A 17,477-nucleotide genomic window follows, 5' to 3' on the forward strand; every position below is an offset into this window, starting at 1 on the left:
TTACCCATGAAGATCGACCTGTCGGGCAAAACCGCCCTCGTCACCGGCTCGACCACCGGAATCGGCTTCGCCATCGCCCAGGGGCTGGCGGCCGCCGGCGCCGAGGTGATCGTGAACGGCCGCAGACCCGCCGCGGTGGCGGAGGCGATCGAGCGGATCAAACAGGCCGTGCCCGGCGCCGCGCTGCGACCCGCCGTGGCCGACGTCTCGACCGCCGCGGGCTGCGCCGAGCTGCTGGCGGCGGTGCCGGAGGCCGACATCCTGATCAACAATGTCGGCATCTTCGAGATGAAGGAGTTCTTCGACATTCCGGACGAGGACTGGACCCGGTTCTTCGAGGTCAATGTCATGTCCGGCGTGCGGCTGTCACGCGCCTATCTGAAGGGGATGCTGGCGCGGGACTGGGGCCGGGTGGTGTTCATCTCCTCCGAATCGGGCCTGAACATCCCGGTGGAGATGGTGCATTACGGCTTCACCAAGACGGCGCAGATCTCGATCGCCCGTGGCCTGGCCAAGCTGACCCGGGGGACGGGCGTCACCGTCAACTCGGTGCTGCCCGGTCCGACCATGACCGAGGGGGTCAAGGACTTCCTGCGCGAGATGGCCGAGGAGTCCGGCAAGTCGATCGACGAGACCGCCACCGAGTTCGTCCGCACCCATCGCCCGACCTCGATCATCGGCCGCATGGCGACGCCGGAGGAGGTCGCCAACATGGTGGTCTACGCCGTCTCGCCCCAGGCCGCGGCCACCAACGGCGCGGCCCTCAGGGTCGACGGCGGCGTGGTCGACACCATTGCCTGATCCTGCTCCCGGCCGTCGCCGCCGCGGCGGAAGGCGCGCGGCGACCGGCCCGTCTCCTTGGCGAACAGCCGCGAGAAATAGGCCGGGTCGTTGAAGCCGAGGGCATAGGCCGCCTCGGCCACCGAGACGTTGGTGTAGAGCAGCAGGCGCTTGGCCTCGAGCAGCAGCCGGTCCTGGATCAGCCGGGCCGGCGGCGCGCCGGCCACCCGGCGGCAGGCGGCCCAGAGCCGCTTCGGGCTGACCGCCAGGGCCCGGGCATAATCCTCGACCTCGTCATGGGCGCGGTAGCGCTGTTCGATCCGCTCACGGAACCGGGCCACCAGCAGCGCTTGCGGGCCCGGCGCCGCCGTCTCCCCGCCGCCGGTCTGCGCCAGGCGCAGCACCTCGACCAGGATGCCGACCAGCAGCGCCTCCACCGCCGCGGCCCGGCCGGGCGCCAGCCAGGCAAGCTCGCGCGACAGCCGCCCGAGGCTGGCGCGGAGGAAGCCGTGGTCGGCGGCCGGGATCACGGCCGGCGCCGCGAAGAGCGGACGGAACTCCGGCTCGCGCCGCATCAGCTCGCGCAGATACGCGTCGGAGACGGTCAGCACCGAGCCGATCGTCTCCGGCTCGAAGTCGAAGCCGTGCACCACCCCGGCCGGCATCAGCAGCAGGCAGGGGGCCGGCAGCCGGATCGACTGCCCCTCGGCCCGAGCGACGCCGCCCCCGCGGGTGAAGTGGAAGACATGGTTCAGGTTGGCATGGGCATGGGCCCGGATGGTCCAGCCACTGGGCCGGCTGCGGTCTTCCAACGCCTCCAAATGCAGGAACCGGTCATCGACCGTCCGCGGTGCCTCGCCATAGAGGAAGAAATTCGGAATCGTGGGCGTCTGCATGGATTCCTGCCTCCTGGCCGCCCAAGGTGCGCGGGAAGAATTGTCCAAATTTTGCGACGCCGCGTCCATGGCTTTCCGCGCCGTCGCGCCTAGCCTTTCCGGAAACGACAGGCTCCGGGAGGGCCAAATGCGCACCAAGGTCGCGATCATCGGCGCCGGGCCGGCCGGGATGGTGCTGGCCCATCTGCTGCACCGCGCCGGCATCGACGCCGTGGTGGTCGAGCGCCGCAGCCGGGACCATGTCGAGGGCCGGGTCCGCGCCGGGGTGCTGGAGCAGGGCACGGTCGACCTCTTGGACCGGCTGGGCCTCGGCGATCGCCTGCGCCGCGAGGGGCTGCCCCATGCCGGCACCAACCTGGCGGTTGACGGCGAGATGTTCCGCATCGACATGCAGGCCATGACCGGCTCCTGCATCACCGTCTACGGCCAGCAGGAGGTGATGCGCGATCTGTTCGACGGCGCCGAGGAGCGCAGCCTGACGGTGGTGTTCGAGGCCGGGGACGTGGCGCTGCACGACATAGAGACCGACCGCCCCTATGTCAGCTGGCGGCAGGACGGCGTCGAGCGGCGCCTGGGCTGCGACCTCATCGCCGGCTGCGACGGCTTCCATGGGGTCAGCCGCGGCTGCATCCCCGACGGTGTGCGGCAGGAGTTCGAGCGGATCTATCCCTTCGGCTGGCTGGGCGTTCTGGCCGAGGTGCCGCCGGCGCATCACGAGCTGATCTACGCCAACCACGAGCGCGGCTTCGCCCTGGCCAGCATGCGGTCGGCCCATCGCAGCCGCTATTACGTGCAGTGCCCGCTGGACGACCGGATCGAGGACTGGCCGGACGACAGGTTCTGGGACGAAATCTGCCTGCGCCTGGGTCCGCAGGCGGCGGTGGTGCGCGGCCCGTCTTTCGAGAAGAGCATCGCACCGCTGCGCAGCTTCGTGTCCGAGCCGATGCGCCACGGCCGGCTGTTCCTGGCCGGCGATGCCGCGCACATCGTGCCGCCGACCGGCGCCAAGGGGCTGAACCTGGCGGTGTCCGACGTGGCCATGCTGGCCGAGGCCTTCGGCGAGTTCTATGGCGAGCGCTCGGCCGCCGGGATCGACGCGTATTCCGCCCGCGCCTTGGCTCGGGTGTGGAAGGCGGAACGCTTCTCCTGGTGGTTCACCGGCCTGACCCACCGCTTCCCCGAAACCGGCCCGCTGGAGCGCCGGCTGCAGCGGGCCGAGCTGGACTATATCCGCAGCTCCCGCGCCGCCCAGACCGTGCTGGCCGAGAACTATGTCGGGCTGCCGCTGGGCTGACGCGCGGCCGTATCGACTCTCACCGTCATTGCGAGGAGGCGAAGCCGACGAAGCAATCCAGGGGCCACAGCGAGCGGCCCTGGATTGCTTCGCTGCGCTCGCAATGACGATGGTGGCCGTTGCGAGAGGGTATCCTCATCCCGCATCCGCCAGGATCATCCCGGCGCCCTTCTCCGCCACCATCATGGTCGGGGCGTTGATGTTGCCGGCGGTGATGTTGGGGAAGATCGAGGCGTCGACCACGCGCAGGCCCGGCACGCCGTGCACCCGCAGCCGGGCGTCGACCACCGCGGTCGCCGGGTCCGGCCCCATCGCGCAGCTGCCGCACAGATGGTAGATCGAGCCGCTGTTGGCGCGGAACCAGTCCAGCAGCGCGTCGTCGCTCTCGGCTCCGGCGGAGGGCGGCATCTCCTCTGCCGTGACCGCGGCCAGGCTCGGCGCCGCCATGATCCGGCGCGCCAGCCGGCCGCCCTGCAGCACCTCCTCGATGTCGCGGTCGGTCGACAGGTAGTTCGGCCGGATCCTGGCCGGCGCCGCCGGGTCGGGCGAGGCGATGGCGATCTCGCCGCGGCTGGTCGGCCGGCACGCGTTGAAGGCCAGCAGGAAGCCCGGATAGGGCTCCGGCTTCAGCCCGGCCTTCGGGCTGTCCGGGATGCGGTAGGACAGTGGGTTGAAGTAGAGCTGGATGTTCGGCCGCGCCTCGTCCGGCGCGCCGCGGAAGAAGCCGCCGGCCTGGTTGACGCTCATGGCGAAGGGACCCTTGCGGGTCAGCAGGTATTGCAGCCCCAGCTTGGCTTGACCGAACAAGCTGCCGAAATCGCCGTTCAGCGTCGGCACGCGCGACCGGTAGTAGAAGCTGGCGCAGAGATGGTCCTGCAGGTTGCGCCCGACCGCCGGCAGGTGATGCGCGACCGCCACTCCGGCTTCGGCCAACCGCGCGCCGTCGCCGATGCCGGAGAGCTGCAGCAGCTTCGGCGTGTCGACCGCGCCGGCCGCCAGGATCACCTCGCGCCGCGCCGTGACGATCCGGGTCTCCGACCCCTGCCGAATCTCGACGCCGGTGGCCCGGCCGGTGCCGTCCAGCACCACCCGCAGGGCCTGGGCGTCGCGCTCGACCGTCAGGTTGCTGCGGCCCAGCGCCGGGTGCAGGTATTCGACGCTCGACGACGACCGCCGCCCGTCGCGGGTGTTGACGTCGTAGACCCCCGCCCCCTCCACCGTCGCGCCGTTGAAGTCCGGGTTCGGCGGCAGCTGCAGCTCGCCGCAGGCCCGCAGGAAGGCGTCGCTGACCGGATGGGTCATGCCGCGCATCGGCGTGACATGGATCGGCCCGTCGCCGCCGTGCCATGGCGAGGCGCCGCCGGCATGCGTCTCCAGCCGGCAGAACGTGGGCAGCACGTCGTCATAGGCCCAGCCGGGATTGCCGGCCGCGGCCCAGTCGTCGAAATCGTCCGCGGCGCCGCGGACGAACACCATGGCGTTGATCGAGCCGGAGCCGCCCTGCACCTTGCCGCGCGGGCAGTAGATGCGCCGGCCGCCCAGCGCCGGCTCGGGCTCCGACCAGTACATCCAGTTGACACGGGGGTCGTAGTAGCTGCGGGCATAGCCGACCGGGATGCGGAACCAGAAGGAATCGTCGCGGCCGCCGGCCTCGAGCAGCAGCACGGAATGCCGGCCGCTCTCGCTCAGCCGCGCCGCCAGGATGCAGCCGGCCGAGCCGGCGCCGACGATGACGTAGTCATGGGTCATGAAGCGTTGCTCAGCCTCGGGCCGGGGCGAACTGCTTCACGTCGGCGGGCTCGGACGCCATCTGCAGGTGCAGCCGGTCGCCGGTGTAGGGCGAGTGCTTCGCCACCACGTCCAGGTTCAGCTCGACCCCCAGGCCGGGTTCGCGCGACGGGATCAGATAGCCGTCGTAGAAAGTCAGGGGCTTCTTGAGGATCTCGGCGTGGAAGCCGCCGAAATCGAGGATCGATTCCTGGATCAGGAAGTTCGGCGAGGCGGCGCCGAGCTGGATGCTGGCGGCGGCGACCACCGGGCCGCAATACACATGCGGCGCGATCTGGGCGTAGTAGGCCTCGGCCATGCTGGCGATCTTCTTGGCCTCCAGGATGCCGCCGACCCGGCCGATATCAGGCTGCAGGATCGAGGCGGCGCCCAGTTCCAGCACCCGCTGGAATTCGTATTTCGTGCACAGCCGCTCGCCGGTCGAGATCGGAATCGAGGTCGCGCGCGCCACCTCGGCCATCGCCGCCTCCTGGCCCGGCGGCACCGGCTCCTCGAACCACAGCGGATCGTATTTCTCCAGCCGCTTGGCCAGGCGGATGGCCGAGGACGGCACCATCTGGCCATGGGTGCCGAACAAGAGGTCGGCGCTGCTGCCCACCGCCTCGCGCACCTTGCGGCAGAAGGTCTCGCAGCGGTCGAGCACGCCGAGGGAGATCTGGTGCCCGGAATAGGCGGTGTACGGACCGGCCGGGTCGAACTTCACCCCGGTGAAGCCCATCCTGACCATCTCGACGGCGCATTCGGCCGCCAGGTCGGGGTCGTTGAAGTCGAACTCGCCGGCGGCGTTCTTCGGGTAGAGATAGGTGTAGGCGCGCAGCCTCTCGTGCACCAGCCCGCCCAGCAGGTCATGGACCGGCCGGCCGGCCGCCTTGCCGATGATGTCCCAGCAGGCGATCTCCAGCCCCGAGACGATGCCCATCATCGTCGGGTCCGGGCGCTGGGTGAAGCCGCTGGAATAGGCCGACCGCCAGAACCGCTCGATCCGGTGCGGGTCGTGGCCCAGCAGGTGGCGCTCGAACACGTCCCCGATCAGCGGCACCAGCGCCTGGGGGTGGAAGGCCGTGCTGTAGATCTCGCCGACCCCCTCGATGCCGTCGTCGGTCTTCAGCAGCACGAAGATCCAGTACATGCCACCGACATGCGGCGGCGGAACGGCGACGACATGGGTCTCCAACGACGCGATCTTCATGCGGCGGCCTTTCGCTCGGGCCGGCGCACCAGCGCATCACGGCCCGGGCCATCATGGCTCGCCCGATCCCGCCCCTCCAGGCCGGCGGCGACGGAAAATCCCGCGCAAACGACGCCGCCCGGCCGGCGAGTCACGAAGCTGTGGCCCGACTGTCATCGCCCTGTCATGCTTCGCCCCTAAAGGCAGCACCCGCAAACCACATGCCGATTGTCTTCGGGGGGCAGGATGCTCAATCGCCGTCAGGTTCTTTCCGCCGGCGTCGCCGCCGGCGCCATTGCCCTGGTGCCGCGGCGCCGCGCCCGCGCCGCCGTGACCCGGATCGACGTCTACACCAACAGCGACGCCAATGTGTCGGACTGGTGGACCAATGTCGTGAAGCCGGCCTTCGAGGCGGCGCATCCGGAGTTCGAGATCAACATCGTGATCTCGCGCGGCGCCGGCAGCGGCGGCATCGTGGCGATCGCCGACCGGGCCTTCGCGGCGTTGAAGGCGGGCGCGGACCCGCAGGTCGACTTCTTCGAGCAGCACGACCCGCGGCTGCCCCAGGGCGGCATCGAGGCCGGGCTGTGGGTCCGGCTCGACGCCGGCGCCGTGCCCGGCTACGGCCGCGTCAACCCGCTGGCGGTCGAGACACCCTACGGCCTGCCCTATCGCGGCTCCCAGGTCGTGCTGGCCTATGATTCGGAGAAGGTGGCCGAGGCCGAGGTGCCGAAGGACTGGCCCGGCCTGGTCGCCTGGATCAAGGCCCATCCCGGCCAGTTCATCTACGGCCGGCCGGACAAGGGCGGGTCGGGCCGCAACTTCGTGGTCCGCGCCATCCACGAGGCCAATGGCCGCGATCCGTCGCTGTTCACGGTCGCCGGCTTCACGAAGCAGGCGGCGGAGGAGCGCTTGCCCAAGGCCTGGACCATCCTGAACGACCTGGCACCGTCGCTGTACGAGAAGGGCGCCTACGCCGCCGGCAACACGCCGACGCTGCAGCTTCTGGCCAGCGGCGCCGTGTCGATGATCCCGGCCTGGTCGGACCAGGCGCTGCAGGGCATCGCGCAGGGCGTGCTGCCGCCCTCGGTCAAGCTGTTCCAGCTGCAGGATCTGGCCTTGTGCGGCAGCTTCGCCGACGCCACCGTGCCCGGCAACGCGGCGCACAAGGACGCCGCCCTGGCCCTGGCCGACTTCCTGCTGACCGACGGGATCCAGGTCTCGATCGTCAAGGACCTCGGCGGTTTCCCGGGGGTCGACTGGGGCAAGCTGCCGCCGGAGCTGAAGGACCAGTTCGCCGCGGTGATCCCGACCTCGATCCCGACCTATCCGGGCGGCGACTGGGAGGCGGCGATGAACGACGGCTGGTACCGCAACGTCGCCCCCAACATCGACCGGTCGAAGTGATCGAAGGGTCCGGCCCGTCCCTGCGCGCGATCGGCTTCCGGCGGCAGGCGCTCGGCCTGCTGATGGTGGCGGCGCCGGTGCTGCTGGTGGTGGCGCTGGTGCTGGTGCCGGCGGTTTCGGCGATCCTGACCACGCTGCGGGTCGAGGTCGACGGCCGCAGCGTCTTCTCGCTGGCCAACTATGCCGAGTTCTTCGCCGACCCGCAGAGCCGCCGCAACCTCGGCTTCACCCTGTGGACCACGGCGGTGGCAACGCTGCTGCTGCTGGCCCTGTGCCTGCCGCTGGCGCTCTACCTCCGCTTCGCCACCGGCCGGTTGCCGGCGGTGGTGCAGGGCATCGCCGTGTTCCCGCTGTTCGTGCCCGGCATCATCGTCGCCTATGCCCTGATCCGGTCGATCGGGCCGAACGGTCTCCTGGCCACGATCCTCGCCGCCTTCGGCATCGGCGGCTACGTCTCGCCCTATCTCGGCCCCTGGGGCCCGGTGATCGGACTGGTGTGGGAGGGCGTGCCGCTGACCTTGCTGGTGCTGCTGTCCGGCCTGGCCCAGGTGCCGCTGCCGGCGATCGAGGCCGCGCGCGACGTCGGCGCCGGCCCCTTCCGCATCCTGGTCAGCATCGTCCTGCCGCTGATCCGCAACTCGCTGCTGATCGCCTTCGCCCTCGAATTCCTCAACATCTTCGGCAGCTTCACCCTGCCCTATCTGCTCGGCCCCGCCTCGCCGGAGATGATGGGCGTGTACATGCAGCGCACCTTCGGCGACGTGCGCGACCCGGTCGCCGCACAGACCCAGGCCGTCGTCACCTTCCTGATCTGCGCCGCGGTCGGCGTGCTCTATGTCCGCGCGATCTCGAAATCGCGCGCCCGAGGTGCGCCGTGACCGCGGCCCGGCGCCTGCTGCGCCGCCTGCCCGGTCCGCTGCTGGCGACGGTGCTGGCGGTCGCCATCATCGTGCCGATCGCCACCGTGTTCCTGTGGGCCTTCGCCGAGGCCTGGCGCTACCCGGCGCTGCTGCCGACGCAATGGGGCTTCCGCTTCTGGGGCATGACCCTGGCCCGCGCCGATGTCTGGTCGGCGCTGCGCACCTCGCTGGCGCTGTCGGTGGTGGTCACCGCGGTCTCGGCCGCGATCTGCCTGCCCGCCGCCTATGCCTTCGCCAGGCTCGACTTCCCCGGCAAGCAGTTGCTCCTGCTGTCCTTCCTGGCGACCCAGGCCTTCCCGAAATTCGGCCTCTACGTCGCCATCGCCGCGATCTTCCTGCAGCTCGGCCTGATCGGCACCTTCGCCGGCGTCGCCATCATCCAGGTGCTGAACACGCTGCTGTTCATGATCTGGATCCCGGTCGCCGCCTTCCAGAACGTCGACCGGCGGCTGGAGGAGGCCGCGCGCGATGTCGGGGCAGGTCCGTTCCGCACCTTCTGGCACGTCACCCTGCCGCAGGCCGGCCCGGCCATCGCCGCGGCCCTGCTGCTCAGCTTCGTCGGCACCTTCTACGAGACCGAGGGCGCCTGGCTGATCGGCGCGCCGACGGTCCGGACCATGCCGATCCTGATGATCTCCCTGATCAACAACCAGCTGGTGATCCAGTACGGCGCGGTGCTGTCCGTGCTGCTCTGGGTCCCGTCCTTCGTCGCGCTGCTGTTCGCGCGCAACATCCTCAGCGCCCGCACCATCGCGCGCGGGCTCGGAGCCTAGGAACGCATGGCCACGCTCGAGCTCGACCGCCTGACCAAGCGCTTCGGCGAGACCGCCGCGGTCGACCGCGTGTCGCTGGCGATCGGCGACGGCGAGCTGGTCTGCCTGCTCGGCCCGTCCGGCTGCGGCAAGTCGACCGTGCTGCGCATGGTCGGCGGCTTCGAGACGCCGAGCGGCGGCCGGGTCGCGATCGACGGCGCCGACATCGGCGCGCTGCCGCCGAACCACCGCCCGACCGGCATGGTGTTCCAGAGCCACGCGCTGTGGCCGCACATGACCGTGGCCCGCAACATCGCCTTCGGCCTGCGCCTCAGGCCGCTGTCGCGCGGCGAGGTCGGCCGCCGGGTCGACGGCGTGCTCGATCTGGTCGGCCTCTCCGGCTACGGCGGCCGCTATCCCGGCCAGCTGTCGGGCGGCCAGCAGCAGCGCGTCGCCATCGCCCGCTGCGTCGTGCTGGAGCCGAAGATCCTCTTGATGGACGAGCCCTTCTCCGCCCTCGACGCCCATCTCCGGGTGCGGCTGCGCGAGGAGGTGCGGGCGATCCAGCGCCGCCTCGGCCTGACCACCGTCTTCGTCACCCACGACCAGGAGGAGGCGATGACGCTGGCCGACCGCATCGTGGTGATGAAGGACGGGCGGATCGAGCAGGTCGGCCGGCCCGGCGAGATCTATGCCCGGCCGGAGACCGAATTCGTCGCCGGCTTCATCGGCACCATGACCCTGGCCGAGGCGCGGGTCGAGGCCGGCCTCTTGCGCTGGGGCGGCCTGACGGCGCCCTGCGACCTGGCGGACGGCCCCGCCACCCTGGCGCTGCGGCCGGAGGATCTGGTTCCCGTCCCCGCCGGCACGCCGGACGCCGTCTCCGGCCGGGTCGCCCGGCTGGTCGACCTCGGCGCGGTGCGGATGGCCGATGTGGACATCGGCAACGGCGCCGCGCTCAAGCTGCAGCTCGGCCGGGCCGACGGCATCGCCGAGGGCGCCGCGGTGACGCTGCGCCCGACCCGCTGCGCGGTGTTCCGCCCGGGCGAGCCGGCCCGCCACCTGACCCTGGCCGAGCCCGCCCGGCAACCGGAGCAGACCCATGCCTGACGGCATCGAGATCGTCTTCCAGGGTCACCGCACCCGGCTGAAATGGCACCGGCTGCAGCGTCGGCCCGAGGACATCCCCTTCACCCCCGCCCGGCTGCGCGAGGGCATGGCGCTGGGCGCCTCGATGGAGGTGGATCTGCGCCGCCGCGCCGATGGCGGCTTCGCCTGCCTGCACGACGAGACGCTGGACCGCGAGACCACCGGCCGCGGCGCGGTCGCGGCGGCCACCTCCAGCGATCTGCGGGCCTTGCGGATGCGCGGCAAGGACGGGACGCCGACCGAGGAGCGCCTGCTGCTGCTCGAAGATCTGGCCGAGCTGGCCACGGCCGGGGCCGATCCCGCCACCCTGGTCCAGCTCGACCTCAAGGAGGCGGATGCGGCGCTGGACGGGCGCAGCGTCGACGCCTTCCGGTCGGTGCTGGCGCCGGTGGCCGGCCGTTTCATCCTCAGCGGCGGCGACTGGACGGCGGTGCGCCGTCTCGGCGCGGCGGTCCCCGGGCTGCGTCTCGGCTTCGATCCCTGCGACGACGACACCCTGGGAACCCTGGTCGCCGCGGCGGATGCCGAGCGCTTCATCGCCGCGGCGCTGGACCATGCCCCGGACGCGACGATGATCTACCTGTCCTGGCCGATCGTGCTGCGCGCCGACGCGCTGGGGGTCGACCTGATCGCGTCCTGCCATGCCGCCGGCAGGACGGTCGACGCCTGGACCCTGAACCCGGACCATCCGGGCGCCGCGGCCGCGCTGGCCCGGCTGGTGGCGCTGCGCGCCGACCAGATCACCACCGACGCGCCGGGCGTGCTGGAGGCGTTGTTCGACCAGCCCAAACCGCCTGGTTAGGTTAGGTTAGGTTGGGTTCGCTCCGCGAACCCAACGCGCAGCCCCGACGATGTTGGGTTCGCGCAACCGCGAACCCAACCTACGCGGAACCGACCGTGCTCCTATGCATTGCCATGCAGAGGGACACCCGCGGGAACCGCCGAATGATCGATACCGTCGACCGCTGGCTGGACTGGTTCCAGGCCCAGCTGCCCTGGATGCCGCCCTGGGCGATCAGCGCCGGCCTGCTGGCCTTGGCCGTGATGGTCGCAAGGGGCGTCCACCAGATCCTGTTCCGGGCGGCGACCCGCATCGTCGCCGGCAAGGACCTGTTCTGGCGCTCGCTGGTGTCGCGCACCCACGGGCCGACGCGGCTGGCCGCGATGATCGTGGCGATCTCCGCCGCGGCCACCGTCGCGCCGCTGTCCGACGCCCAGGTCGGCATCGTCCGCCACATCCTGCTGCTGGCCTTCATCGCCCTGCTCGGCTGGGTGGCGCTGACCGCCCTGCACATCTGGATGACGGTCTATCTGCGCCGCTTCACGCTGGACGCCGAGGACAACCTGCTGGCGCGCAAGCACGTCACCCAGACCCGGATCCTGCGCCGGGTGGTCGCGGCGTTGATCGTGACGGTCGCTCTCTCCGCCGCGCTGATGACCTTCGAGGAGGTGCGGCAATACGGCATCAGCCTCCTGGCCTCGGCCGGCGCCGCCGGCCTGGTCATCGGCCTGGCGCTGCAGCCGATGCTGAAGAACATGATCGCCGGCATCCAGCTGGCGGTGACCCAGCCGATCCGCATCGACGACGCCGTCCTGGTCGAGAACGAATGGGGCAACATCGAGGAGATCACCTCGACCTATGTCGTGGTCCGGCTGTGGGACTGGCGCCGGCTGGTGCTGCCGCTCAGCTACTTCATCGAGCACCCGTTCCAGAACTGGACGCGCGAGGGTTCCGCCCTGATCGGCAGCGTCTTCCTCTATCTCGACCATACCGCGCCGGTGGCGGAGATGCGGTGCAGGCTGGACGAGATCGCCAAGGCCTCGCCGCTGTGGGACGGCCAGGTCGCGGTGCTGCAGGTCACCGATTTCCGCGAGCAGGTGATGGAGATCCGCATGCTGGTCAGCGCCCGCAACTCCGGCCGGGCCTTCGACCTGCGCTGCGAGGTGCGCGAGAAGATGATCGGCTGGCTGCAGGAGGCGCATCCGCGGGCCCTGCCCCGGTGGCGCGGCGAGCTGCAGCCACCGGATGTCGAGGCCGAGGAGATCGTCCGCCGCCGGGCTGCCGGCCGCGGTTAGCCGCCGGTCAGCAGCCCGACCAGCCAGGGATGCAGGCCGGGATTGGCGCCGAGAACCGCGCCGGTCGCCGGGATCGGACCGCCGTCGAAGCCGGTGGCGATCCCGCCCGCCTCGCGCAGCATCAGCACCGCGGCGGCGTAGTCGAGCGGCGACAGGCCGTCCTCGAAGAAGGCGTCGTGCCGGCCGGCCGCGACATAGCACAGGCTGAGCGCGGCGGAGCCGAGCCGGCGCACCCCGGCGGCGCGGTCGATCACCCCGCGCAGCGCGCGGTGATAGGACTCGACTTCGATGCTGCGCACCTGGCCGGGGATCGGCAGGCTGGCGCCGACCAGCGCCTCTTCCGGCACCACGCCGCGGTCGATCCGCAGCCGGCGGCCGTTCAGGAAGGCGCCGAGGCCGCGCTCGGCGACGAAGGCCTCGCCCAGGCTCGGGTCCAGCACCACGCCCGCCACGGTCTCGCCGCCTTCGACCAGGGCGATGGCGATGCCGAAGAACGGCATGCCCCAGGCGAAGTTGGTGGTGCCGTCGATCGGGTCGACCAGGAAGGTGCCGGCCCCGTCGCGCCCCCCGTCGCGCCCGATCGCCGTCCCCTCCTCGCCGGTGATGGCATGGTCCGGGAAAGCGGAAGACAGCGCCGCGGCCACCGCCGCCTCGGACTGCCGGTCGGCGGCGGTGACGAAGTCCCGCGCGCCCTTGCGCTCCAGCGCCGCACCCTCCCAGCGCCCAGCATGGGCCCGAAGGGCCCGGATCGCCTCCGCCCCGGCCAGCGCCGCCTCCAGCATGCGCCGGCTGCGGTCGGTCGGCGCCAGGGCGGCGATGTCGACGGGCGGCGCGGGTGGTCGGAGCATAGGTTCGGTCTCGGTGCGGAGCGGGACATCCTTATCCCATGCGCCCAGAAGGCGGCCAAGGCACCGATTCCCGCTTGCCATGTTCCTCCTTTGTTCTTAACATGACGGAGTCGGCGCTTCCGGGGGATCGAGCATGGCGGCCAGCGACGGCTTCATCGAGTTCCTGCGCGATCAGTTCGCGCTGCTCGGCCCGATCGCGACGCGACGCATGTTCGGCGTCACCGGCCTGTTCTGCGAGGGGGTGATGTTCGGCGTGATGGCAGAGGACGCCCTCTACCTCCGGGTGGACGACCACAACCGCGCGGCCTTCCGGGAAGCGAAGGCCTATCCGCCGCTCAGTTACGAGAAGCAGGGCCGTACCATCGACCTCTCCTTCTGGCGCGTGCCGGACCGGCTGTTCGACGAGCCCGACGAGCTGATCGGCTGGGCACGGGCCGGGCTGGCGGCCGCGCATCGGGTCGCCGCCACGGGATCGCGCCCGCGGTGACCCATGATGCAGCTCTCCCTCGCCCTCGACGACCATCCGCTCCTGCCCCGCATCCGGGACCGGCTGCTGGCGCGGCTCGGGCCGCGGCGCGACGGCCGGCGCCGCGACCCGGTCAGCCAGCTGGTCCGCAGCATGCTCGGCTCCAAGACCCGGGACGAGGTGTCGCGGCGCGTCTTCCGGGAGCTGCGCCGGCAATACCCGTCCTGGGACTGGCTGGGCGAGGAGTCGCCGCGCGCCGTGCTGCGCGTCATCTGGCCGGTGAACCTGGCGGATGCCAAGGCCGAGCAGTTGCCCCAGGCGCTGCGCATGATCGTCGCCTGCACCGGCCGCCTCTCGCTCGACCATCTGGCGGATCTGGACGAGGAGGCGGCGATGCAGTGGCTGCGCCGCCTGCCCGGCGTCGGGTCGAAGATCGCCGCCGCGGTGCTGAACTTCAGCACGCTGCGCAAGCGCGCTCTGGTCGTCGACACGCATCTGCTGCGGCTCGGCGGCCGGCTGGGGCTGCTGCCGCCCGACGCCGACTACGACGCCGGATACGGGCTGTTCATGCGCCAGCTGCAGGATTCGTGGGACGCCGACGACCTCAGCGAACTCCACCGGCTGATGAAGCTGCTGGGCCAGACCATCTGCACCGCCCACGCCCCGGCCTGCGGCGCCTGCCCGCTGCGCGACCTGTGCCCGCGCTGCGGGGTGTGAGGGGTCAACCCGCCTTGGCGGCCGGCTTCAGCATGTCGCCATGCACCGCCTTCAGCTTCTCGACCTTCGGGGTCGAGACCGCCCGGATATAGGGCTGGTTCGGATTCCGCGCGGCGTAGTCGTGGTGATACTGCTCGGCCTCGTAGAAGGCCTCGAGCGGCACCACCTCGGTCACCACCCGCGCGTCGAACAGCCCCTCGATCTGGGCGATATAGGCTTCGGCCACCCGCTTCTGCTGCTCGTCGGCATAAAAGATCGCTGAGCGGTACTGCCGGCCGACATCGTTGCCCTGGCGGTCCTTCTGGGTCGGGTCGTGCGCGATCGAGAAGAACAGCTTGAGGATCTGGCCCAGGCTGATCTTGCCGGAATCGTAGGCCACCTCGATCACCTCGGCATGGTCGGTGGTGCCGGTGCAGACGGCACGGTAGTCGGCCGTCTCGCGGGTGCCGCCGGCATAGCCGGGCCGCACCGACAGCACGCCGTCGAGCTGGCTGTACACCGCTTCGGTGCACCAGAAGCAGCCGCCGCCCAGCACGATCGAGCGGCGGCCCTGCTCTTCGGCGTCCAGCTCGGGGGCGGGAAAGGACCAGGGATCGATCTTCAGGGCCATGGGGTGTCTCCGGCGGCCGGGCGCGGCCGCGAGCGATGGGCTCTCCAAAGGATGAGATCGCGGACCCGGCCGGACAAGCCCCCGTGCCCTTCAGCCGGCGAAGGGCAGGCTCGAGGCCCGCCAGGCCCAGCGCCGGCCGTCATGGCTCAGCTCGGTCAGACTCAGCGGTGCGATGTCGATGCGCCAGAAGGACGAGGCCGGCGCGTCCAGCCCATGCAGGATCGCCGCCCGGATCACCGCGGCATGGGTGACGGCAACGCCGTGGCCGCCGTCGCCGGCCCGGGCATCGACCCAGGCCGCGGCCCGGCGCAACAGATCCGACAGCGTCTCGCCGCCATGCGGGGCCGCGTCCGGATCGGCCAGCCAGGCGATGACGCCGTCCGGCTCCGCGGCCTGGATCTCCTCCAGCCGCCGCCCGGCCCAGCGCCCGTGATCGCCGTCTCGCAGGGCCGGTTCCGACACCGCATCGAACCCGAGCGCCGCCGCCGTCTGCCGCGCCCGCAGCGCCGGGCTGGTCCAGGCCCGGTCGGCCCGCCGGATCATCGGCTTCAGCGCCGCCGCCCGCGGCAGGGCGCGCTCCTCCAGCGGCTCGTCGGCGGGAAACGCGCCCGAGCGGGTGGCGGCGGTGGCGCCGTGGCAGATCAGGGTCAGGCGGGTCGGCATCGGCGGGACCGTTCGGCGGCGGTGGTGCTTGCCGTCAGCAAAGCACAGCCCGCCGGCGATCGGCAGCGGCTTCGATTGACAGACGCCGGGCCGCGACCCATGCTGCAGCCGGTCGCCATGAATGCGGAAGCCGGTGCAACTCCGGCACGGTCGCGCCACTGTGACCGGGGCGGCGTCGTAGACGCGGTTCCGGGAGTCAGACCCCGTCATGGCCCGGGTGCACATCAGCGGGACGCGAATCCCAGGGGAGCGCTATCATGTCCGACATCACCGCCGCGGCACGTCCGATTTCCGTTCCCGTCGGCCCCATCCCTGTCGGGGAAGTGCTGCCCTGGACGGTGTTCGCCGGGCTGCTCCTGCTGCTGGCGGTGTATTTCGTCGGCGCCGAGCAGGGCGCGACCTCCCTCTTCTCCGGCAGTTATGTGCACGAATTCGTGCATGACGGCCGCCATCTGCTCGGCTTCCCCTGCCACTGAGGCCAACCGCCATGGTTGGAAGCCTCCTGCTGCGCGGCATGCTGGTCGGCGTGCTGGCGGGGCTGCTCGCCTTCGGCTTCGCCCGGATCTTCGGCGAGCCGCAGGTGGATCGCGCCATCGCCCTGGAAGGGACGCTGGGCCATTCGCATGACCACGGCGACCATGCCGCGACGGCCACCGCCGGCGGCGAGGCGGAGGAGCCCGAGTTGGTCAGCCGCGAGACCCAGGCCGGGCTCGGCCTCCTGACCGGCGCGGTGGTCTACGGCGCCGCCATCGGCGGGCTGTTCGCGCTGGCCTTCGCCTTCAGCTACGGCCGGGTCGGCCGCTTCGACGCCCGCGCCACCGCGGCCCTGCTGGCGCTCGGCGCCTTCGTCGCGCTGGTGGTGGTGCCCGGCCTGAAATACCCGGCCAACCCGCCCGCGGTCGGCAACCCGGACACGATCGGCGAGCGCACGGCGCTGTACTTCATCATGCTGGCGGTCTCGGTCGCGGCCCTCGTACTGGCGGTCAGCCTCGCCCGCGGCCTGGCCCGGCGTCACGGCGGCTGGACGGCGGGCCTGATTGGGGCCGCCGTCTACATAGCGATCATCGCCGTCGCGCAGACGGCATTGCCGGTGGTGAACGATGTGCCGGAGGGCTTCCCGGCAGACCTGCTGTGGAACTTCCGGATCGCCTCGCTGGGCATGCACGCCGTGCTCTGGACCACGATAGGCCTGGCGTTCGGCGTCCTGGCGGAACGCGCCTTCGCCCGCCGCACCGGCGGGCGCTTCGCGCTGTCCCGCTGATCCTCTACGCCGGCGCCGCAGCCGGCAGCAGGTCCGCGAAGCAGCCCAGCCGCGCCGAGTCCTCGACCGGCACGGCCGGGCCGGTGCCCCAGCCGACGATCCGGCAGGGCACCCCGGCCGCCCGGGCGCAGGCCAGGTCGATGCCGGTGTCGCCGACATAGACCGCCTCGCCCGCCGTCACGCCCAGCGCGCCGAGCGTGTGCAGCAGCGGCCGCGGATCGGGCTTCACATGCGGCGTAGTGTCGGCGCCGACCACCGCGGAGAGATCGCCCAGCAGCCCGAGCTGGTCGAGCACCTGCTCGGCCAGCGCCTGCGGCTTGTTGGTGCAGACTCCGAGCCGGATGCCCGCCGCCCGCAACGCCGGCAGGGCGGTCGCCGCATCGGCATAGAGCCGGGAATCCGCCACCGGCCGGGCGGCGTAGTAATCGAGATAGATCCGGGTGTCCTGGTCGACGTCTGCTTCCGGCAACCCCAGCGCGCGGTGCAGCTTGGCCACCAGCGCCCGCGCCCCCTCGCCGACCAGGGTCTCGATGAAGGCCACCGCCTGCACCGGCGCGCCGCGGTCGGCCAGCATGCGGTTGACCGCATGGGCGATGTCCGGCGCGCTGTCCACCAGAGTGCCGTCGAGATCGAAGATGGCGGCCTTCATGCCGGGTCTGCCTGCCTGTGAATCCGCGCCGGC

19 protein-coding genes and 1 riboswitch are annotated in these 17,477 nt (G+C 71.4%); of the genes, 12 read left to right on the top strand and 7 right to left on the bottom strand.

From position 1 onward, the window contains the following. The first annotated feature begins 6 nt into the window (after positions 1 to 6). Positions 7 to 801, top strand: a complete 795-nt coding sequence (locus ACFW16_RS10480; RefSeq protein WP_380304541.1) for an SDR family NAD(P)-dependent oxidoreductase — start codon at positions 7 to 9, stop codon at positions 799 to 801. Here the strand turns inward: ACFW16_RS10480 and ACFW16_RS10485 are convergent. Beyond that, positions 720 to 1,676, bottom strand: coding sequence for a helix-turn-helix domain-containing protein (locus tag ACFW16_RS10485; protein ID WP_380304543.1), 957 nt, complete (start codon positions 1,674 to 1,676; stop codon positions 720 to 722). The genes ACFW16_RS10480 and ACFW16_RS10485 overlap by 82 nt on opposite strands. 127 nt (positions 1,677 to 1,803) lie before the next feature. On the opposite strand from ACFW16_RS10485, the gene pobA reads away from it, so the two are divergent. After that, positions 1,804 to 2,970, top strand: coding sequence for a 4-hydroxybenzoate 3-monooxygenase (gene pobA, locus ACFW16_RS10490; protein WP_380304545.1), 1,167 nt, complete (start codon positions 1,804 to 1,806; stop codon positions 2,968 to 2,970). Positions 2,971 to 3,105: 135 nt separating this feature from the next. Here pobA and ACFW16_RS10495 read toward each other — a convergent pair whose 3' ends face one another. Then, positions 3,106 to 4,719 carry a GMC family oxidoreductase gene (locus tag ACFW16_RS10495; protein ID WP_380304547.1) on the bottom strand — a complete coding sequence of 538 codons (1,614 nt, stop codon included), beginning with the start codon at positions 4,717 to 4,719 and terminating at the stop codon, positions 3,106 to 3,108. A 10-nt stretch (positions 4,720 to 4,729) separates the two neighbouring features. Next, entirely contained in the window at positions 4,730 to 5,947 is a 1,218-nt protein-coding gene (locus ACFW16_RS10500) for a mandelate racemase/muconate lactonizing enzyme family protein (protein WP_380304549.1), read from the bottom strand. 225 nt (positions 5,948 to 6,172) lie between these two features. On the opposite strand from ACFW16_RS10500, the gene ACFW16_RS10505 reads away from it, so the two are divergent. The 6 genes from ACFW16_RS10505 (at position 6,173) to ACFW16_RS10530 (ending at position 12,230) form a co-directional block, all read left to right on the top strand. Beyond that, positions 6,173 to 7,333 carry an extracellular solute-binding protein gene (locus tag ACFW16_RS10505; protein ID WP_380304551.1) on the top strand — a complete coding sequence of 387 codons (1,161 nt, stop codon included), beginning with the start codon at positions 6,173 to 6,175 and terminating at the stop codon, positions 7,331 to 7,333. Next, complete coding sequence (locus tag ACFW16_RS10510; RefSeq protein ID WP_380304553.1) at positions 7,330 to 8,211, top strand: ABC transporter permease; 882 nt, start codon at positions 7,330 to 7,332, stop codon at positions 8,209 to 8,211. The genes ACFW16_RS10505 and ACFW16_RS10510 overlap by 4 nt, the downstream gene beginning before the upstream one ends. Then, complete coding sequence (locus ACFW16_RS10515; protein WP_380304555.1) at positions 8,208 to 9,026, top strand: ABC transporter permease; 819 nt, start codon at positions 8,208 to 8,210, stop codon at positions 9,024 to 9,026. The genes ACFW16_RS10510 and ACFW16_RS10515 overlap by 4 nt, the downstream gene beginning before the upstream one ends. Before the next feature lie 6 nt (positions 9,027 to 9,032). Next, positions 9,033 to 10,115, top strand: a complete 1,083-nt coding sequence (locus ACFW16_RS10520) for an ABC transporter ATP-binding protein (RefSeq protein ID WP_380304557.1) — start codon at positions 9,033 to 9,035, stop codon at positions 10,113 to 10,115. After that, a complete protein-coding gene (locus tag ACFW16_RS10525) occupies positions 10,108 to 10,956 on the top strand; it encodes a glycerophosphodiester phosphodiesterase (RefSeq protein ID WP_380304559.1) in 849 nt (282 codons plus the stop codon). The genes ACFW16_RS10520 and ACFW16_RS10525 overlap by 8 nt, the downstream gene beginning before the upstream one ends. 143 nt (positions 10,957 to 11,099) lie before the next feature. Then, positions 11,100 to 12,230, top strand: a complete 1,131-nt coding sequence (locus tag ACFW16_RS10530) for a mechanosensitive ion channel family protein (protein ID WP_380304561.1) — start codon at positions 11,100 to 11,102, stop codon at positions 12,228 to 12,230. On the opposite strand, the gene ACFW16_RS10535 is transcribed toward ACFW16_RS10530, so the two are convergent. Beyond that, on the bottom strand, positions 12,227 to 13,078 hold the full coding sequence (locus ACFW16_RS10535; protein WP_380304563.1) for an inositol monophosphatase family protein: 852 nt from the start codon (positions 13,076 to 13,078) through the stop codon (positions 12,227 to 12,229). The genes ACFW16_RS10530 and ACFW16_RS10535 overlap by 4 nt on opposite strands. A gap of 133 nt (positions 13,079 to 13,211) precedes the next feature. On the opposite strand from ACFW16_RS10535, the gene ACFW16_RS10540 reads away from it, so the two are divergent. Then, a complete protein-coding gene (locus ACFW16_RS10540) occupies positions 13,212 to 13,565 on the top strand; it encodes a TfoX/Sxy family protein (RefSeq protein WP_380304564.1) in 354 nt (117 codons plus the stop codon). 6 nt (positions 13,566 to 13,571) lie between these two features. After that, positions 13,572 to 14,261 carry an endonuclease III domain-containing protein gene (gene nth / locus ACFW16_RS10545; protein WP_380304566.1) on the top strand — a complete coding sequence of 230 codons (690 nt, stop codon included), beginning with the start codon at positions 13,572 to 13,574 and terminating at the stop codon, positions 14,259 to 14,261. A gap of 4 nt (positions 14,262 to 14,265) precedes the next feature. Here nth and msrA read toward each other — a convergent pair whose 3' ends face one another. Then, the gene (msrA, locus tag ACFW16_RS10550) at positions 14,266 to 14,871 is read right to left on the bottom strand and encodes a peptide-methionine (S)-S-oxide reductase MsrA (RefSeq protein WP_380304568.1); all 606 of its coding nucleotides are present in this window, start codon (positions 14,869 to 14,871) and stop codon (positions 14,266 to 14,268) included. 90 nt (positions 14,872 to 14,961) lie between these two features. Then, on the bottom strand, positions 14,962 to 15,534 hold the full coding sequence (locus ACFW16_RS10555) for a histidine phosphatase family protein (protein WP_380304570.1): 573 nt from the start codon (positions 15,532 to 15,534) through the stop codon (positions 14,962 to 14,964). Between the two features lie 118 nt (positions 15,535 to 15,652). After that, positions 15,653 to 15,738: riboswitch (cobalamin riboswitch) on the top strand. 53 nt (positions 15,739 to 15,791) lie between these two features. On the opposite strand from ACFW16_RS10555, the gene ACFW16_RS10560 reads away from it, so the two are divergent. Further along, positions 15,792 to 16,010 (top strand): CbtB domain-containing protein, encoded by a 219-nt coding sequence (locus tag ACFW16_RS10560; RefSeq protein ID WP_380304572.1) that lies wholly within the window; start codon positions 15,792 to 15,794, stop codon positions 16,008 to 16,010. Positions 16,011 to 16,021: 11 nt separating this feature from the next. Further along, positions 16,022 to 16,795, top strand: coding sequence for a CbtA family protein (locus ACFW16_RS10565; protein ID WP_380304574.1), 774 nt, complete (start codon positions 16,022 to 16,024; stop codon positions 16,793 to 16,795). Positions 16,796 to 16,799: 4 nt separating this feature from the next. Here ACFW16_RS10565 and ACFW16_RS10570 read toward each other — a convergent pair whose 3' ends face one another. Then, positions 16,800 to 17,444, bottom strand: a complete 645-nt coding sequence (locus ACFW16_RS10570; protein ID WP_380304576.1) for an HAD-IA family hydrolase — start codon at positions 17,442 to 17,444, stop codon at positions 16,800 to 16,802. Positions 17,445 to 17,477 lie beyond the last annotated feature (33 nt).

The sequence above is a fragment of the Inquilinus sp. NPDC058860 genome (genome assembly GCF_042743185.1).
Classification (GTDB): domain Bacteria; phylum Pseudomonadota; class Alphaproteobacteria; order DSM-16000; family Inquilinaceae; genus Inquilinus.

Coding starts and splice junctions, on each gene's coding strand:
- ACFW16_RS10555 (WP_380304570.1), bottom strand. CDS start 15,534: ATGCCGACCCGCCTGACCCTGATCTGCCACGGCGCCACCGCCGCCACC.
- ACFW16_RS10570 (WP_380304576.1), bottom strand. CDS start 17,444: ATGAAGGCCGCCATCTTCGATCTCGACGGCACTCTGGTGGACAGCGCG.
- ACFW16_RS10505 (WP_380304551.1), top strand. CDS start 6,173: ATGCTCAATCGCCGTCAGGTTCTTTCCGCCGGCGTCGCCGCCGGCGCC.
- ACFW16_RS10495 (WP_380304547.1), bottom strand. CDS start 4,719: ATGACCCATGACTACGTCATCGTCGGCGCCGGCTCGGCCGGCTGCATC.
- ACFW16_RS10480 (WP_380304541.1), top strand. CDS start 7: ATGAAGATCGACCTGTCGGGCAAAACCGCCCTCGTCACCGGCTCGACC.
- msrA (WP_380304568.1), bottom strand. CDS start 14,871: ATGGCCCTGAAGATCGATCCCTGGTCCTTTCCCGCCCCCGAGCTGGAC.
- ACFW16_RS10485 (WP_380304543.1), bottom strand. CDS start 1,676: ATGCAGACGCCCACGATTCCGAATTTCTTCCTCTATGGCGAGGCACCG.
- ACFW16_RS10540 (WP_380304564.1), top strand. CDS start 13,212: ATGGCGGCCAGCGACGGCTTCATCGAGTTCCTGCGCGATCAGTTCGCG.
- ACFW16_RS10520 (WP_380304557.1), top strand. CDS start 9,033: ATGGCCACGCTCGAGCTCGACCGCCTGACCAAGCGCTTCGGCGAGACC.
- ACFW16_RS10535 (WP_380304563.1), bottom strand. CDS start 13,078: ATGCTCCGACCACCCGCGCCGCCCGTCGACATCGCCGCCCTGGCGCCG.
- pobA (WP_380304545.1), top strand. CDS start 1,804: ATGCGCACCAAGGTCGCGATCATCGGCGCCGGGCCGGCCGGGATGGTG.
- ACFW16_RS10530 (WP_380304561.1), top strand. CDS start 11,100: ATGATCGATACCGTCGACCGCTGGCTGGACTGGTTCCAGGCCCAGCTG.
- ACFW16_RS10500 (WP_380304549.1), bottom strand. CDS start 5,947: ATGAAGATCGCGTCGTTGGAGACCCATGTCGTCGCCGTTCCGCCGCCG.
- nth (WP_380304566.1), top strand. CDS start 13,572: ATGCAGCTCTCCCTCGCCCTCGACGACCATCCGCTCCTGCCCCGCATC.
- ACFW16_RS10525 (WP_380304559.1), top strand. CDS start 10,108: ATGCCTGACGGCATCGAGATCGTCTTCCAGGGTCACCGCACCCGGCTG.
- ACFW16_RS10560 (WP_380304572.1), top strand. CDS start 15,792: ATGTCCGACATCACCGCCGCGGCACGTCCGATTTCCGTTCCCGTCGGC.
- ACFW16_RS10565 (WP_380304574.1), top strand. CDS start 16,022: ATGGTTGGAAGCCTCCTGCTGCGCGGCATGCTGGTCGGCGTGCTGGCG.